Source organism: Promicromonospora sp. NPDC060271 (assembly GCF_042726755.1).
Taxonomy (GTDB): Bacteria; Actinomycetota; Actinomycetes; order Actinomycetales; family Cellulomonadaceae; genus Promicromonospora.
The window spans coordinates 17,958-34,691 of record NZ_JBHXBG010000039.1; the positions used below are offsets into that span (position 1 = coordinate 17,958).

Genomic DNA, 16,734 nt, shown 5'->3' on the forward strand with positions numbered 1-16,734 from the left:
CCAGAGTCGGGCAGGTCATGACCAGACCAACAATCGGACACGATGAACGCGCATTGGCAATCTGGTCCTAGGCTTCGACCCGTGAGTGAATCAACTCAGACCGTTCGCGGCAACGCCCGGCACGAGGTACCTGACCCGCTGCGCGAGGATGTACGCCTCCTCGGCGGACTTCTCGGCAGGATCCTCCGCGAGGACGGGGGCCAGGATCTGCTGGACGACGTCGAACGTCTCCGCGAGCTGACCATCCGCGCCTACGGCGACCCGTCACCGCACGCGCTGGACGAGGCGGCGGACCTGGTCGCGTCGTTCACTGTCGAGCGCGCCGAACAGGTGGCCCGCGCGTTCACCTGCTACTTCCACCTCGCGAACCTCGCGGAGGAGTACCACCGCGTCCGCGTGCTGCGCTCCCGCGAGGCCGAGACGACCACGGGTCCCGCGGTCCTCGAGGACACCATCCCCGCGGCGTTCGCCAGGCTCACCGAAGAGGTGGGGCGGGACGAGGCGCTGCGCAGGCTCGGCGAGCTCGAGTTCCGGCCGGTCCTGACGGCGCACCCCACCGAGGCGCGTCGCCGGGCGATCAGCGGCACCATCCGCCGCCTCGCGGACCTCCTGGCCGAGCGGGACACCCGCCGCCCCGGCGGCGTGACCCTCGCCGAGAACGAACGGCGCATGCTCGGCGAGATCGACACCATGTGGCGCACCGCACCGGTGCGAACCACCAAGCCCTCGGTGATCGACGAGGTCAAGACCGTGATGGGCGTGTTCGACGCCGTCCTCGTGGACGTCTTCGGTGACGTGTACCGGCGGCTCGACGACTGGCTCCTGGCCGACGACGCCGGCCGCGCCACCCCCGTCGCGAAGCCGTTCGTGAAGCTCGGGACCTGGATCGGCGGCGACCGCGACGGCAACCCCAACGTCACCGCCGAGATCACCCGGCAGGCCGCGGCCCTCGCCGCGGACCACGCGCTGGCAGCGCTGGAGCGGCTGGCCGTGGAGGCCGGACGCAAGCTGACGCTCGACGCGGAGGGCACCACGCCGTCGTCGGACCTCAACGCGCTCTGGCAGCGGATCCGCCAGATGTCCGAGGACGTCGCCCGACGGGCACAGGAGGCCTCGCCGAACGAGCCCCACCGCGCGGTGATGCTGGCGCTCGCTGAGCGGATCTCCGCGACCCGGACCCGCAACGCCGACCTCGCGTACGCGAACGCGGAGCAGTTCGAGGCGGACCTGCTGGTGGTGCAGAACTCGCTCGTGGCGGCCGGCGCGGCCCGCGCCGCGTACGGTGACCTGCAGCGCCTGGTCTGGCAGGTGCAGACCTTCGGGTTCCACCTCGCGGAGCTCGAGGTGCGGCAGCACTCGCAGGTGCACGCCGCGGCGCTCGCCGAGATCCGCGAGCTGGGGATCAACGGTGCGCTGGGCGACAGGACCCGCGAGGTGCTCGACACCTATCGCGCGCTCGGCGCCATCCAGCGCCGGTTCGGCGAGCGCGCCGCGCGCCGCTACATCGTGTCGTTCACGCAGGCGCCGGAGCATCTCGCCGCCGTCTACGAGCTGGCCGCGTACGCGTTCGCGGACGACCCGGAGGCCGGGCCCGTGATCGACGCGATCCCGCTGTTCGAGACCTTCGCGGACCTGCAGAACTCGGTGCCGATCCTGGACTCGATGCTGACGCTGCCCGCGGTGCAGAAGCGGCTGGCCGAGAACGGCCGGCGCGTCGAGGTCATGCTCGGCTACTCGGACTCGTCCAAGGACGTCGGTCCCGTGGCGGCGACGCTCGCGCTGCACGACGCCCAGTCGCGGATCGCCGAGTGGGCCCGCGACAACGACCTCAAGCTCACGCTGTTCCACGGCCGCGGCGGTGCGCTCGGCCGCGGCGGCGGCCCCGCCAACCGGGCGGTGCTGGCCCAGCCGCCGCACTCGGTGGACGGCCGGTTCAAGCTGACCGAGCAGGGCGAGGTCATCCTCGCCCGGTACGGCGACCCCGTCATCGCGTCCCGGCACATCGAGCAGGTGGCCGCGGCGACGCTGCTGGCGTCGGCGCCGTCGGTCGAGGCCGTCAACGAGAGCGCTGCCGCGAAGTTCGCCCCGCTCGCCAAGGCGCTCGACGCCACCTCCCGCGAGCGGTTCCACGAGCTCGTGAAGGCCGACGGGTTCCCGAAGTGGTTCGCGCAGGTCACGCCGCTCGAGGAGGTGGGGCTGCTGCCGATCGGCTCGCGTCCCGCCAAGCGCGGTCTCTCCGTCAACTCGCTCGACGACCTGCGTGCGATCCCCTGGGTCTTCTCCTGGTCGCAGGCCCGCATCAACCTGGCCGGCTGGTACGGCCTGGGCACCGCGCTCGCCGCTGTCGGCGACGTCGAGCTGCTGCGGTCGGCGCGCAACGAGTGGCCCCTGTTCGCGACCCTGCTCGACAACGTCGAGATGTCGCTCGCCAAGACCGACGAGCGGATCGCCGCGCAGTACCTCGCGCTGGGTTCGCGCGACGACCTCGCCGCGATGGTGCTCGACGAGCTCCGGCTCACGCGCGAGTGGGTGCTGAAGATCAGCGGCAACGAGTGGCCGCTGGCCTCCAAGCGGGTGCTCGGCCGGGCCGTGCAGCTGCGGTCGCCGTACGTCGACGCCCTGTCGTTGCTGCAGGTCCGCGCGCTGCGGGGCCTGCGTACCGGGTCCGACGGCGGTTCGGCGGTCGACGGCGACTACGCCGGCCGGCTGCAGCACCTGCTGCTGCTGACCGTCAACGGTGTCTCTGCGGGCCTGCAGAACACGGGGTGACGGCGCGCGTCGCCGGTGAGCTCGAGGAAGCGGCAGTGCAGTTGGCCCTGCGGGGAACATCCGGTGGACCGATGGGAGAGACGATGAGTGCGGTACTGGTCGGGACGTCCCACGGGACGGATGATCCGGCAGGTCAGGCGGCCGTGCGCGCGCTGCTCGACGGCGTGCGCGCCGCACGGCCCGAGCTCGACGTGCGCGAGGCGTTCGTGGACGTCCAGCAGCCGGAGGTCGGTGCCGTCCTGGCCGAGGCCGTGCGGGACGCCGGCGCGTCCGACGGCGGTCCGGCCGCCGTCGTCGTGCCGTTGCTGCTCTCGACCGGGTATCACGTGCGGCACGACATCGCGCAGGCCGTCGCCGCGGTCAACGCGTCCGGCGAGGACTCTCCCGACGGCGGCTCCTCCTCCGGCGGCGGCGCGGTTGCCGCCGAGCCGCTCGGGCCGCATCCGCTGCTCGTCGACATCCTCGCCGACCGGTACGCCGCCGCCGAGGCGGCACACGGCCCCTTCCGGCCGGACGACGCGGTGGTGCTCGCGGCCGCTGGATCCTCGGTGGCGGCGGCCGCCACCGCCGTCGAGGAGGTCACCAGCGCGCTGGCCCAGCGGCTGGGGCGGCCCGTCACGGCGTCGTACGGAGCGGGGGCCGAGCCGCGCGTGCCCGCGGCGGTGGCCGCTGCCCGGGCCGCGGCGGGCGCGCCGCCCGGGAGCTCCGGCGCCGCGGGGACGTCCGCGCCGCGGGTGATCGTCGTGTCCTACCTGCTCGCGCCCGGGTACTTCCTGGACCGCGTGCTGGAGGCCGGTGCCGACGTGGTGACCGACCCGGTCGCCGGCCCGGCCCGTGCCGAGAAGGCGGACCCCCGCCTGGTCCAGGTCGTGCTGGACCGCTACGACGCGGCGATCGCCTCCTGAGACCGTCCGGCCTGGCTCACGCCCAGCCGAACGCCGTCCGCACCCGCCCCACGCTGGACTGCAGGCCCCACTCGGTGGTCAGCGCCGCCAGTGCGTCGGGGTCGGCGGGCGCCTTGGGCACCGCCGGATCGAACGCAGGCAGCGGCGCGTCCCGTGCGACCTGGACAACGACGGGCGCGACCCGCAGGTAGGCGTCGGCCTCCTGCAGGCGGCGGCGCTGCGTGGTCGTCAGGCCCTTGTCGCCGGCGTCGCGGGCGGCGAGGATCCCGGCCAGGTCGCCGTACTGGGCGAGCAGCTTGGCCGCCGTCTTCTCGCCGACCCCCGGCACGCCGGGCAGGCCGTCGCTCGGGTCGCCCCGCAGCGTCGCCATGTCCGCATAGGCCTGCCCGGACGCGACGCCGTACCGCTCGGCCAGCCGCTTCTCGTTCACCACGTCGGGGTCGCGGATGCCGCGCGCCGGGTACAGCACGCGAACCCCGGCGGCGTCGTCGACGAGCTGGAACAGGTCGCGGTCCCCGGTGACGATGTCGACCGGGCCGGCATTCTGCTCGACGGCGCGGGCGGTCAGGGTGCCGATGACGTCGTCGGCCTCGTAGCCGGGCACACCGACACGCGCGATGCCGAGCGCGGCGAGCACGTCCACGATGATCGGGACCTGGGCGAGCAGCACCTCGGGCACCTCCTCGATGCCGGTGGTGCCCGGCACCTCCTGCGCCACGCGGTGCGCCTTGTAGCTCGGGATCGCCTCCACACGGAAAGCGGGGCGCCAGTCGTCGTCCCAGCACGCGACCATGCGGTCGGGGCCGTGCGTCGTGGCGAGCCACGCGATCGTGTCCAGCAGGCCACGGACGGCGTTCACGGGCGCGCCGCTCGGTGCCCGCAGCGAGTCGGGGACCCCGAAGAAGGCGCGGAAGTACAGCGAGGCGGTGTCGAGGAGCATCAGGCTCATGCAGCGAAGCCTGCCACGGCACACCGACACGCGTACGTCGAGCGCGCCGTGGGCACCGCAGGGCGCAGTACGGGAACAATCTGGGTGAAATGCCAGCCAAAGTCCGGTTCCGGTCTGATGTGCCCGTAGTGTCCAAACATGGCAAGCAAAGCACAACAGGTGACCGAGGTCATCGAGGGCCTCGGCCTTGGCATGGCGGCTGTCGGCGAGCTGCGGGTCACGTCCGCGAAGGCGGATCTCGAGCGTGCGCTGAGCTACGCGTGGTCGAGCTGGGAACACACCGGCGACTACCCGCTGATCGAGCGGGCGCAGAAGCCGCAGAACGAGCTCCGGGCCGGGATCAGCGGTTCGAGCCGGCGGACGAACGCCGCGGTGGTCTGGCGAGAGGGCGACGGCCAGTTCGTCGTCGACGTCGCGCTGGTGAACCGGACGCCCGAGGAAGCCGCACGCTTCGTCGGCGACCGACCGCTCAAGGAGTGGACGCTGCTGGCCGAGCTCTTCCTCGGCGCCCTGAACCCCGGCGAGGTGCCGGTCTAGCGGCCGCCGAACACGGCGCGCGGCCGCCGAACGGCGCACGGCCGGTGACGCCTGAGCGGCGTCACCGGGCCCGGGTCAGCCGTACGGTCCGCTCACCACCGTGCCCAGCCACATGCCCAGCCCGGCCGCCGTGACGGTGACCACCAGCGTGCCCAGGGAGTTCGCCAGCGCGAGCCGCATCCGGCCGGACTGGGCCAGCCGCACGGATTCCACAGTGCTTGTGGAGAACGTGGTGTACCCGCCGCACAGGCCGACGACGAGGGCAAGCTCGACCAGGTGAGCGGTGCCGTTCGGCACGCCGAGGTGGACGAGCGTGAAGAACACGTCCGCGAACAGACCGATGAGGAACGAGCCGGTCACGTTCACGACGAACGTCCCCCACGGAAACCCGCCGTTGTGGCGGGCCCGGATCTCGCCGTCGACCATGAACCGGGCGGCGGCGCCCAGGCCCCCGCCGACGGCCACCACGAGCAGCTCGAGCATCTGCGTCACCTGTGCTCTCGTCGTCGGTCGGCACGTGCGGCCAGGGCGATCCCGCCGAGGCAGGCGGCGGTCCCGCCCGCGAGGGTGAGCACCACGTAGAGCAGCGCGAGCCAGCCGAGCCCGTTGCCGAAGAGCTGCTGCGTCTGCAGTGCCAGCGCGGAGTACGTGGTGAACCCGCCCAGCACGCCGGTCCCGATCCCGATGCGGATCTTGCGGCGTCGGACGGTCTCGCGGCCACGGCGGGCGAGGGCCTCCAGGAGGTAGCCCAGGGCGAGCGCGCCGACCACGTTGACCACGAGCGTCCCGATCGGGAAGAGCAGGAGCGTAGGGGCGGCGTTCGGGAACAGCAGGGCCGGCGGCGTCAGGAGGATTCCGGACCAGCGGGTCAGCAGGTGCCGGGCAACCGAGCCCGCGGCTCCGCCGAGCGCGACGAGACCCACGTACCGCCAGTCGCGGTGCGGCGCTCGGCTCACCCGGTGTGCTCCTTCGTGAACGTCCGACAGGTCAGGTAAGAACCTATCGCTCACGACGTCGACGCCGCCCCCGGGAGAACCACCACCGGTCGCGGCTGGTTGTGGATGAGCCGGCCGGCGACCGTCCCGCTCACCAGGTTGGTGGTCCAGCCGCGCAGGCCGGACCGCCGTGCACCGACGACGATCATCGCGGCCTCCACCTCGTCGGCCACCCGGCCCAGCTCGGCGGCCGGGTCGCCCGCGCCGCGCAGGGCGCTCCACGGCAGGCCGACGTCGGCCATCGCCCTGTTCAGGCCCGCCAGGACGTCGGCCCCGTACGCATCCGAGGACACGGCGATGTCCGGGTCCACCGATACGGTGAACCCGCGTGAGTCCGAGACGGCTGTCTCGTCGACCCACACGCATACGAGCTCGATCAGGCTTCCACCCAGGGACTGGACGAGCGACGCTGCCCGCCGAGCCAGGTCCGGATTCTTGTGGTCAACGCCGACCACCACGGATCGCACAGTCACCCTTGTGAGGGTATGGCCAAATGCCTACTCGAGGCGGCTCGGCAGGCCGAATCGGGGAAACCACTTCTCCGTGTCGATGAAGGTGGTGATGCCGGTGATGTGCTCGCCGTCGTTCTCCAGCACCACGATGCCCCATGCGAAGTGGCCCCCCTTCGGGTCCTGCCGGTACTGGGCGAACCCGGGGGTGCCGTTGACGTGGATCGGCACGCAGCGGGAGCCCTCGCACCCGTTGCCGGGGCCGAGCATCCACGCCTGGATGTTCTCGATGCCCTCCAGCCACATCGAGTACGGCGGCATGTTCATGACCGCGTCCTCGCGCAGCAGGTTGGCCAGCGCCTGCATGTCGTACCGCTCGAACGCCGCGACGTACCGCTCCAGCAGCTCGGACTCGCCCGCCGACGGCGGTGCGGAAGCCTCCGAGGTACCCGACCTGTCCGGCGCCTTGTCGGCGAGCGTCGCGCGTGCCCTTTGCAGCGCGCTGTTCACGGACGCCACCGACGTGTCGAGCAGCGTGGCGACCTCGGTCGCCGGCCAGCGCAGCACCTCGCGCAGGATGAGGACCGCGCGCTGCTTGGCCGGCAGGTGCTGCAGCGCGGCGACGAACGCCAGGCGCACCGACTCACGCGCGATGGTCGTGTCCGCTGGATCACCCGCGCCGGGGAGCACGTGCTCCGTCGGGACGGGTTCGACCCATGCGTACTCGGGCAGGACGTTCGCGAGGCTCTCCTCGACCGGGTCGACCGCTGCGCCGAGGCCCATGGGGCGCTCACGCTTGGCCCGGCTCGAACCGAGCTGGTCGAAGCAGACGTTCGTTGCGATCCGGTACAACCAGGTGCGCAGCGAGGACCGGCCCTCGAACCGCTCGTAGGACCGCCATGCGCGCAGGAGGGTCTCCTGCACCGCGTCGTCGGCGTCGAACGCGCCGCCCAGCAGCCGATAGCAGTACCCGGTGAGCTCGCGGCGGTAGACCTCCAGCTCTGCGGAGAGCTCGTCCGCGGCCAGGTCCTCACCGGTGCTTTGCCTAGGATGTGACGCTGTCTGTGCCATGGATCACACGGTACGCGGCACCACTGACACTGATCCGTGGATTCGATCCTGGCCGAAGCCGCCGGCTCAAGTTCACCCCGGTGTCAGCGCAGGTCGAGCTCGAACCAGACGGTCTTGCCGGTCCGCCGGTTCCCCCGTCGGCCGGCCCGGTGCTGGCCGTCGGCCGGCTCGCCGTGCCGGTCAACGCCCCAGCGGGACGCGAGCCGTTCGAGGAACTGCACGCCGCGCCCGCCGAACTCGGTGACCGTCGGGTCCCGCAGCTCCGGCTGCGCGGTCGAGGAGTCCCGCACCCCTACCCGCAGGCGTTCCATGTCCACCTCGACGGTGGCGGTGAACGGCGCCTGCCCGTGGTCGACGGCGTTGGTCAGCACCTCGGACGTCAGCAGCATCACCGTCCGGCGCAGGGCCATCGGCACGGCGCAGCTCTCCAGCACGTCGTCGACCCAGATACGGGCCGGGCCGACGTCGCTCAGCGACGGGGCGAGCTTGCGTTCAGCGGTGGCGGGGCGCCCCAGCGACGGCGGGCCGGACGGGGCCGCGGCCCGCACCCGGACGGCGAGCACCGCGACGTCGTCCCGCTGGTCGTCCGAGGCGAGGCGGCGCACGAGGGTCACGGGGAGCGCGGCGGTCGCCGTGTCGCCGAGCACGCCGAGCGTCTTCTGCAGGCGGTTCAGCCACTGGTCCGGCGTGGTGCCGCGCTGCTCGGCGAGACCGTCCGTGTAGAGCAGGAGGGTGTCGCCGGGGTGCAGCGTGGTGACGTGGTCGGTGCGTTTCGACGTCGGCCGTACGCCGAGCATCATGTCCGGCAGCACCGCCAGGCGCTCGACCGTCCCGTCCTCCCTGAGCACGAGGGGCGGCGGATGGCCGGCGGTCGACCACGTGAGCTGGTAGGCCCCACCGGTTCGCTCCAGGCGGGCGACCACAGCGGTCCCGCTGGCGAGCAGGCCCAGGCCCGAGTTGGCCTTGTCGAGCAGGGAGAGCAGGGCCGACGGCGACTCGTCGTGGCTCCACGCGAAGGCGCGCAGCAGGGACCTGAGCTGGCCCATCTTGGCCGCGGCGCGCATGTCGTGGCCGGTCACGTCGCCGATCATGAACATGGTCGCGTCGTCGTCCACCGCGACGGCGTCGTACCAGTCGCCGCCGATCTGGTCGGAGCGCGTGGCGGGGGAGTAGGTCGCCGCCATGTCGAGGTGCGGCACCTCGGGCAGCCGGCTGAGCATCGCCCGCTGCAGTGTCTTCGCGGACTCCCGGCGTTCCTCCAGGAGCCGTGCGCGCTCGAGCGCGTGACCCGTGTAGTGCGCGAGGCCGGTCTGGAGGGCGTACGAGTCCTTGTCCGGCCCACGGTCACGGTCCCACGCGAGCCCGATGACGGCGACCACCGCGCCGGCCGTCACCACCGGGAGGAAGGCCCGGGCGCCGATGTCCGGGTCGCAGAGGTCCTTGAGGTCCGGGAAGGCCGAGAAGAGCTCGTCGCCCGACCGGAAGAACAGCGGACGGCCCGTGCGGGCGGCCTCGGCCAGCGGCCGCTGGTCGTCCAGCTTCGCCTGCCGCAGCCGCTGCGGGAACTGCGGCTCGGCGTGGACGAGCGAGCGATAGGTGATCCCCCGCCCGTCCGCGTCCATCAGGGCGAACGCGCAGTACCGCGCGCCGATACCGGCGGTACTGACCTCGATGATCACCTCTTCGACCTGGTCCATCGTGTTGGCGTTCGCGAACGCCTCGCTCAGCGAGAGCAGGAACCGGCTGCGGCGGTTGGCGCGGACCGCCGTCTGCTGGATCCGGCGCGCGCGTTCCCGCTCGGCGCGCAGCCGCAGCTCAGCGGTGCAGGCAGCGGCGAGGTCGGCGAGGGAGGCGCGGTCGTCCTCCGACCACTCACGGGGCTCGTCCACCACGGCGCACAGGGCGCCGACGGCGCGGCCGCGCAGGTCGAACACGGGGTAGCCGGCGACGGCGACCAGGCCCATCTCCCGGACGAGGTAGTTGTCGCGCAGGAGCGGGTCGAGGCGGGCGTCCGACGAGACGACCGGCTCGCCGCGCGTGGCGATCACGTTCGTGAGCGTCCCCGGGTACTGCAACATGCGGTTCGACTGCATGGGCTCCGGCATCCCGGAGGAACCCGCCAGCACCTGCCCCTGAGGAACCACGAAGTACACGACGGCGGCCGGCACCTTCAGGTGCCGCCGGACCAGGCGAGCGAATCGGTCAAAGGCCTCATCAGCAGTAGGAGAACCGAGACCGACGTGCTCAAGGTCTCGCAACGCCTGGAGGTCCGTCGGCATCTGCTCAGTATTGCGAGAGAAGGACGCGTGCGCGACAGATGTACCGGATGTGTCCCTTTTGCGCCGGGCAGGTAACCTGCCGCGTTCGGGTCACACTTCGAGCAGGCCGCGCTGGTGCGCGAGGCTCACCGCTTCGGCTCGCCCCGAGGCGCCGAGCTTGGCGAGCAGGTTGGACACGTGCACGCTCACGGTCTTGGTCGAGATGAAGAGCCGCTCGCCGATCTGCCGGTTCGAGAGGCCCTGCGCGACGAGGCCGAGCACCTCTTCCTCGCGGTCCGTCAGGGTCGACGCGGTGGCGCGGCGTACCCCGGGCAGGTCGAGCCGTGCCCGCCTCGCCAGCGCACGGACGGCCTCGGCCAGGGGCTTCGCGCCCATGTCCTCCGCCTCGGAGAGCGCCTCGGCCGCCTCCACCTCGGCGGCCTCTCGTTCGCCGGCCCCCAGCAGCGCCTCGGCCCAGCGGTAGCGCGAGCGCGCCACCTCGTAGCGGTAGCCGAAGTCGAAGGCGTTCACCGTCTGCTGCCACTCCTCGGCGGCCTCCCGCCACAGCCCGCCCGACGTGGACCCGTCGTTCTCGTCGCCCGCCGGACCCTGGCCCTGCCCCACCACGGCGTGCAGACGGGCGTTCTCCGCGGTCGCCCGCTGCAGCCAGGCCTTGCCCTCGGGACCGAGCACGCCGCCGCGGGGGCGGCCACGCTGGGCGGTCTCCCGTGCGATGGCGAGGAGGGAGTCGCCGCTCTCGATCCGGGCGGCCGCGCGGGACTCCACGGCCGTCGCGGCGGCAGATCCCGGAGCGCCGACGCGTCCCGCCGAACGGTCGGCCTCGGCTGCGTCGGCCAGGGCGGCGATCGCCAGCGCGGACAGCCAGATCCGGCCGAGGAACACCTCCGTCCAGACCTCGCCGAGGTGGTCGGTGATCCGCACGGCCAGGGCCGCCGCGTCGTCGTACCGGCCTGCCCACGTCAGGGCGTCGACCATGCTGCCGCCACCGAGCAGGGCGATCTGGCCGTCGTTCTGCCAGTGGTCCAGCAGGGCCTCGCCACGCGCGAGCACGTCGTCGTCGCCCCTGGCGACCGCCGCGTACATCCGGCTCGCGTCCATGATGTGCCTGGACGTGGCTGGGACACCCTCGGCGGTCCGCGCCGTCAGGTCGCCACGGAAGTACAGCATGACCTCCTGCAGGATCCGCAGGTTGACCGTGGACACGCTCCAGGCGAGGCCGAGCTCCTCGGCCCGGGCGAGCGCGTGCCGCACCCGCTGCTCGGCAGCGTCCAGCTCACCCGCGTAGAAGCGGTTGGCCGTGGCGTTGTAGAGGGTGCGCATCTCGGTGAGCACGTCCCCTGCCTCGACGGCTGCCGAGCGCGCCTCGTCGAGGAGCGCCGCAGCCCGGTCGGGGTCGGCGACGTCGAGCACGGCGAGCGTGGACAGGGCGGCGGCGAGCGCGCCGGACTGGCCCGTCGCGCGCGCCTCCTCGATGGCGCAGGCGGCATGCACGCGGGCGTCGTCGTCCTGGTCGACGATCATCGCGATCCGAGCGAGCAGGGCGTTGGTCCAGATCCGCTCCGGGCTGCGCTCTGGGAGGGTCTTCAGGGCGGCCCGCAGGTCTGCGATCGCCGCTTCGACCTGGCCCGGGGTCTCGTCCCAGGTGGGCAGGTCGACATAACGGTGCACGAGCACGTGCTGCAGGCCGGCACGACGCACGGGGTCGTCGACGCCTTCGACCGCGCGCCTGGTCAGCTTGACCGCGCGCATCGGGTCGCCGGCTCGTGCCGCCGCCTCGCCCGCCGACAGCGCGACGGAGACCCGGTCCTCGCCGATCCGTTCCTCGGCGTCGGGGACCGACTCCCACAGCGCCAGCACCTGCTCCCAGTGCTTCAGCTCTTCCTCCGGTGCGAGCAGCCGGCGGGCGCGCAGAGCGGCGTCACGCGACGCGCTCAGGGCCGCGGGCAGGTCATGCCCCTCGAAGGCGTGGTGGGCGCGTTCGGCCGCGCTGCCGATCGGCACGCCGTCGGACCCGTCCTGCTCGATCACCGCGAGGTAGGCGCGGTGCACCGCTGAGCGTTCGCCCGGGAGCAGGTCGGCGTACAGGGCCTCGGCCAGCAGCGCGTGCCGGAACTCCAGGCACGAGTCGCACACCACGAGGACCTGCTGGGTCACGGCCTCGCGCAGCGCGGCGTCGACGTCCGGTGCGCCCCAGCGCGCGGCGGCGGCCCGGAGCAGGTCCTCCCGCACGCGGCGTCCGGCGACCGACGCGATGCGCAGCACCTGCTGCACCTCGGGGTCCAGCCGTTCGAGCCGGGTGCGCAGAACCTCGGTGAGGGTCCACGGCAGGCTGGCCGAGTCCGGACCGGCGTCCAGGAGCTCCTCCGCGAAGAATGCGTTGCCCTCCGACCGGTCCAGCACCTCGGCGAAACCCGCCGGTGCCAACGGCCGGCCGGCCAGGGCAGTGGTGAACTCGCGCAGCTCGTCCTCGTCGAAGGGCTGCAGGTCCATCCGTTCGACGTGCTCCAGCCGAGACAGCTCGGCGAGCAGCGGGCGCAGCGGATGACGCCTGTCGACGTCGTCCGTCCGGTAGGTCACCACGATCAGTACGTTCTCGGAGCGGGCGCGGGCCGCGAGGAACCGCAGCACGTCGCGCGTCGACGCGTCGGCCCAGTGCGCGTCCTCGATCACCAGCACGAGCGGGCGCTCCGGCACGCCCGAGAGGGCGAGGCTGCGCCCGATGCCCTCGAAGAGCTGTAGCCGCTCGTCGTGGTCGGCGCCGCCGGTCCCGCCCGGCTCCAGGAGACGCCACAGCGCCGGCCGCTCGGCGACCAGCTCGGCGACCCGCGCCGCGGCCTCCGGCCCCGCGGCCCCGGCCTGGAGCTGCGTCAGCGCATCGGTGAACGGCAGGTACGGGATGCCCACCTGGCCCAGGTCCACGCAGTGGACCACCACGGCACTCGCCCCCGCCTGCTCCGCCGCCTGAGCGACGTGGCTGATCAGGCGCGTCTTGCCCACGCCGGCGTCGCCGCCGACGAGCACGAAGCCGGGACGGCCCGCCGAGGCGCGCCCCACCGCGAGCAGGAGGGAGGAAACCTGCTCCTGCCGGGAGACCAGGGGGATCGTCGCAGAGCGTCGCACCTGCATATCGTGCCACCGCTCACCGACACTCCCCCCGGCCTTCTGCGTCCCGGCTCCCACCGCGATCACGCGAACAGGCCGTGACGGGTGGTCGCCGCCGGGCGCATACCCGCGATGCCCTCCCTGATCTGCTCGGCGCGGTCGGCCAGCGCCCGGTGCTCCGACCGGCGCTCGGCCCGGTCGGCGCGGTCCGCACCGCTCCTCCCCTGGCGGCCCCAGGCCTTCTTGACCTCTGCCTGCCGGTACTCGATCTCCGCTTCGACGGCGGGTCCCCACAGCGACATGATTCCTCCGGATGTCCCCGGCGGGCCGTGTGCCCGTCCGGCTGATGAGGAAGACACTCGTCCTGAGGCGGGACCCTGCGGATCGGACGGTCGGGCAGTCCTGGCGGGCCGGGTACCTCAGACGGCCGGCTGAGGTACCCCTGAGGTGGGTCTGAGGTACCTCTGAGGTGCCTCTGAGGAGCCGCACGCGAGGCCCACGTGGCCCCGGCAGCGGGGCGAGATCGGGCAGTTCGCGGGCTCACTATTGCGATCTACGTCACACCAGACGCACACTGGAGCAAGCAGCGAACCCAATTCGGGGGTGGAATCGTGACCGGAACCGAAGCTGGAACGTACGACATCTTGCCCATGCTCGGCCGTGGAAAGCACCGCAACCCAAAGAAGGGCGCGTGCTTCATGGAGCTCGCATCCTTCCTCGCAGGCGAGAAGTGGAGCGACCACCCCGCCTGCACGCATCCGCTGATCGCGATGCTCGCCCGTGCGGTGAACGACCTGACCGCGGACCACTCGCGCCCGCAGCTCGCGCCGCTCATCCCGTCGGTCATCGGCCTGACCAGCACCGACCCGCGCTGGGACGTGCGGATCGCGCTGCGCGCCGCGCAGACGGCGCTGCCTGTCTCGCCCGCCGACCGGCAGCAGACGCTGGCCGTCGCGATCCTCGGCTCCGAGCGCATGCTCGACGTCCTGGACGACCGGCCCGCCGGCACCCTGGCGCCGGAGAGCAAGGACGCGCTCGCGGCCGTACCGAAGACGGCGGCCTGGGCCGAGCGGTTCTGCGCGGGCACCAGCGTGCGCCCCAAGCGGTTCGTGCGCGACGCCGCACCGAGCGTGGTCTCCACCGCGGTGCAGGGCATCTCCGAGGCCTTCGTGCCCGACGTCGACGCGCGGCTGCGCAACCTGCTCGAGGGGACGATCGCCGACGCGCGCCGTTGGGCCGGGACCGCGGACGACGACGCCCGCACGCTCGACCCGCTGGCCTGGGGTCCGGTGGTGAAGTCCGCACCTACTGCCTGAACCGTCGGGCTCTGGCGGCGCGGTCACAAGCCGCGAGCCCGTACCTCTCTATCGACGACGGGTGACGTCGACGAGCGGGGCCGCAGATCCAGGGGGTTCGGCGGCCCCGTTCATCTCCTTCACCCAAGCCCGCCCGATTCCTCCCAAGAGATAACACGTGCGGATCATGGGCAGGCCCTTAGGCTCCTGGGCATGAGCGGACACACCTCACCCCACCTGCCTGCGGACGGTCATGCGCCGGTCCCGCCTCCGCCAGGTGGGTATGCAGAGGTTCCGCCGCCTCCGGGTGGCTACGCACAGCTACCGCCGACCGGAGGCCCGCCGCCCGTCGCACCTGCTCCCCGCCGCAAGGGCCGGCCGGTGCTGATCATCGGCGCCGTCGTCGTCGTGCTCCTGGCGGTGGGGGTCGGCCTGTGGTGGTTCCTGTTCCGTGAACCGCCGATCCCCGACCCGGAGCCGGCCGCCGAGCAGCTCGCGGCAGCGCTCCAGGAGGGCAAGCCCGCGGGTGTCCCGCTCGCCATGGAGACATCGGCCTCGCCGGACGAGCAGTACGCCCAGGTGTTCGAGCAGCTCCTGGCCGCCGTCGGTGAGGACGCCGGGACCGTGCGGGTCAAGAACGTCACGCCGGTCGAGGAGGGCGACGACGGCACCGCCACCGCGACCGCGACGCTCGCCTGGTCCTGGCCCGTCACGACCGAGCAGGCCTGGGAGTACGAGACCGTCGCGCAGCTGACCTACCCCGGTGCGACCGACGGCGAGGCCGGGCAGTGGGAGGCGGGCTGGAGCACCGGCGTGCTGGTGCCGGGCCTCGAGGCGGGCGAGCGGCTCGCCGTCGAGCGCACCGAACCGGCACGCGGTGACATCGTCTCGACGACCGGCGAGACGATCGTCGGCATGACGCCCGTGCACCGCGTGGGCATCGACAAGACCCGTCCGGGCTGGGAGACGGCGGCCGAGCAGCTCGGGAGGGTGCTGAAGTTCGACCAGGCGACCACCGACCGCATCGCCGCCCAGGTCACCGCCGCGGGGGCCAAGGCGTTCGTCGAGGTCATCACGATCCGCGACAACGACTCGGAGTACGACTTCGAGGGCGCGATGGCGATCGACGGTGTGGTCGGCATCCCCGATGAGCTGTCGCTCGCGCGGGACCGCGACTTCGCGCGGCCGCTCCTCGGCACGGTCGGCGAGGCCACCGCGGAGATCGTCGAGAAGTCGAAGGGCGCCGTCAAGCCCGGCGACATGGTCGGCCTGTCCGGTCTGCAGGCCGCGCACGACGAGCAGCTCCGCGGCGTGCCCGGCCTTGCCGTGACCATCGAGCCCGCCGAGGGTGGCGAGGGCCGCGAGGCGTTCACCATCGACAAGGTCGACGGCGAGCCGCTGACCATCTCGCTCGACCCCGCCACGCAGCTCCGCGCCGAGGCGGCGCTGGCCGACCTCGACGACCTGGCGAGCGCCATCGTCGCGATCAAGCCGTCGACCGGTGAGGTGCTGGCGGCGGCGTCGGGCCCCGGTTCCGACGGGTACAGCACGGCCACGCTGGGCCAGTACGCGCCGGGGTCCACGTTCAAGATCGCGACGTCCCTCGCGATGCTTCGTTCGGGGATCACGCCGGACAGCGCGCTGCCCTGCACGGAGAGCATCACCGTGGAGGGCCGCACGTTCCAGAACGTCCCCGGCTACCCCGCGTCCGCGATGGGTGACGCGGTGCCGTTCCGGACGGTGTTCGCCAACTCGTGCAACACGGCCTTCATCTCGCAGCACCAGAAGATCTCGCAGCAGCAGCTGCACGACGCCGCGGCGGCGCTCGGCCTGGGCGTCGAGGCCAAGGCCTTCGGTGCCGGGGCCGCGATGGGTGACGTCCCGGCGGAGGCTGCGGCCACGGAGCACGCGGCGTCGATGATCGGTCAGGGCAAGGTGCTCGGCACGCCGCTCGCGATGGCGACCGTCGCCGCGAGTGTCTCCGCGGGCCACACCGTGTCGCCGTGGCTGGTGGAGCCGTCCGACGGGAAGGCCGCCGACGAGGCGCCCGCGGGTGATCTGACGACGGAGGAGGCGGCCACCCTGCGCGGCCTGATGGGCGGCGTGGTGCAGGAAGGTTCCGGCACGGTGCTGCAGGACGTGCCAGGGATCGTCGGCGCGAAGACGGGAACGGCTCAGTTCGGTGACGGCAGCAAGGCCCACGTCTGGATGCTCGCCATCACGAACGACCTGGCCGCCGTCGTGTTCATCGAGGAGGGTGAGCTGGGCTCGACGACGGCCGGCCCGGTGATGCACAAGTTCCTCACGGGGAACTGAACGCCAGCGAAGTAGAGCGCCTGTCCGGCTCTCCCTGACGTCATCTCCGCAGCGCGGAGGCCTGGTC

The 16,734-nt window shown here is 72.6% G+C and carries 13 protein-coding genes; 5 read left to right on the forward strand and 8 right to left on the reverse strand.

Annotated features, from left to right (window positions below):
• Nucleotides 1-42 precede the first annotated feature (42 nt).
• Nucleotides 43-2,769, forward strand: coding sequence for a phosphoenolpyruvate carboxylase (locus tag ACFWE2_RS08610; RefSeq protein ID WP_377223798.1), 2,727 nt, complete (start codon nt 43-45; stop codon nt 2,767-2,769).
• Between the two features lie 83 nt (nt 2,770-2,852).
• Nucleotides 2,853-3,674 carry a sirohydrochlorin chelatase gene (locus ACFWE2_RS08615; RefSeq protein WP_377223799.1) on the forward strand — a complete coding sequence of 274 codons (822 nt, stop codon included), beginning with the start codon at nt 2,853-2,855 and terminating at the stop codon, nt 3,672-3,674.
• 16 nt (nt 3,675-3,690) lie between these two features.
• Here ACFWE2_RS08615 and ACFWE2_RS08620 read toward each other — a convergent pair whose 3' ends face one another.
• The gene (locus tag ACFWE2_RS08620; protein WP_377223800.1) at nt 3,691-4,623 is read right to left on the reverse strand and encodes a 5'-3' exonuclease H3TH domain-containing protein; all 933 of its coding nucleotides are present in this window, start codon (nt 4,621-4,623) and stop codon (nt 3,691-3,693) included.
• Nucleotides 4,624-4,761: 138 nt separating this feature from the next.
• Between ACFWE2_RS08620 and ACFWE2_RS08625 the strand changes: the two genes are divergently transcribed.
• The gene (locus ACFWE2_RS08625) at nt 4,762-5,160 is read left to right on the forward strand and encodes a hypothetical protein (protein WP_377223801.1); all 399 of its coding nucleotides are present in this window, start codon (nt 4,762-4,764) and stop codon (nt 5,158-5,160) included.
• Nucleotides 5,161-5,235: 75 nt separating this feature from the next.
• Here the strand turns inward: ACFWE2_RS08625 and crcB are convergent, their stop codons facing one another.
• The 7 genes from crcB to ACFWE2_RS08660 form a co-directional block, all read right to left on the reverse strand.
• A complete protein-coding gene (gene crcB, locus ACFWE2_RS08630; protein WP_377223811.1) occupies nt 5,236-5,643 on the reverse strand; it encodes a fluoride efflux transporter CrcB in 408 nt (135 codons plus the stop codon).
• 5 nt (nt 5,644-5,648) lie between these two features.
• Nucleotides 5,649-6,116 (reverse strand): fluoride efflux transporter FluC, encoded by a 468-nt coding sequence (locus ACFWE2_RS08635; RefSeq protein WP_377223802.1) that lies wholly within the window; start codon nt 6,114-6,116, stop codon nt 5,649-5,651.
• Nucleotides 6,117-6,166: 50 nt separating this feature from the next.
• Nucleotides 6,167-6,628, reverse strand: a complete 462-nt coding sequence (locus ACFWE2_RS08640) for a universal stress protein (RefSeq protein WP_377223803.1) — start codon at nt 6,626-6,628, stop codon at nt 6,167-6,169.
• Between the two features lie 24 nt (nt 6,629-6,652).
• The gene (locus tag ACFWE2_RS08645) at nt 6,653-7,675 is read right to left on the reverse strand and encodes a sigma-70 family RNA polymerase sigma factor (RefSeq protein WP_377223804.1); all 1,023 of its coding nucleotides are present in this window, start codon (nt 7,673-7,675) and stop codon (nt 6,653-6,655) included.
• 83 nt (nt 7,676-7,758) lie between these two features.
• Nucleotides 7,759-9,954 carry a SpoIIE family protein phosphatase gene (locus tag ACFWE2_RS08650; RefSeq protein ID WP_377223805.1) on the reverse strand — a complete coding sequence of 732 codons (2,196 nt, stop codon included), beginning with the start codon at nt 9,952-9,954 and terminating at the stop codon, nt 7,759-7,761.
• A 90-nt stretch (nt 9,955-10,044) separates the two neighbouring features.
• Nucleotides 10,045-13,080, reverse strand: a complete 3,036-nt coding sequence (locus ACFWE2_RS08655; RefSeq protein WP_377223806.1) for an AAA family ATPase — start codon at nt 13,078-13,080, stop codon at nt 10,045-10,047.
• 59 nt (nt 13,081-13,139) lie between these two features.
• Nucleotides 13,140-13,358, reverse strand: coding sequence for a hypothetical protein (locus ACFWE2_RS08660; protein ID WP_377223807.1), 219 nt, complete (start codon nt 13,356-13,358; stop codon nt 13,140-13,142).
• Nucleotides 13,359-13,754: 396 nt separating this feature from the next.
• Here ACFWE2_RS08660 and ACFWE2_RS08665 point away from each other — a divergent pair, with 396 nt between their 5' ends.
• The gene (locus ACFWE2_RS08665) at nt 13,755-14,372 is read left to right on the forward strand and encodes a hypothetical protein (protein ID WP_377223808.1); all 618 of its coding nucleotides are present in this window, start codon (nt 13,755-13,757) and stop codon (nt 14,370-14,372) included.
• A gap of 192 nt (nt 14,373-14,564) precedes the next feature.
• The gene (locus ACFWE2_RS08670; protein ID WP_377223809.1) at nt 14,565-16,667 is read left to right on the forward strand and encodes a penicillin-binding transpeptidase domain-containing protein; all 2,103 of its coding nucleotides are present in this window, start codon (nt 14,565-14,567) and stop codon (nt 16,665-16,667) included.
• The last annotated feature ends 67 nt before the right edge of the window (nt 16,668-16,734 follow it).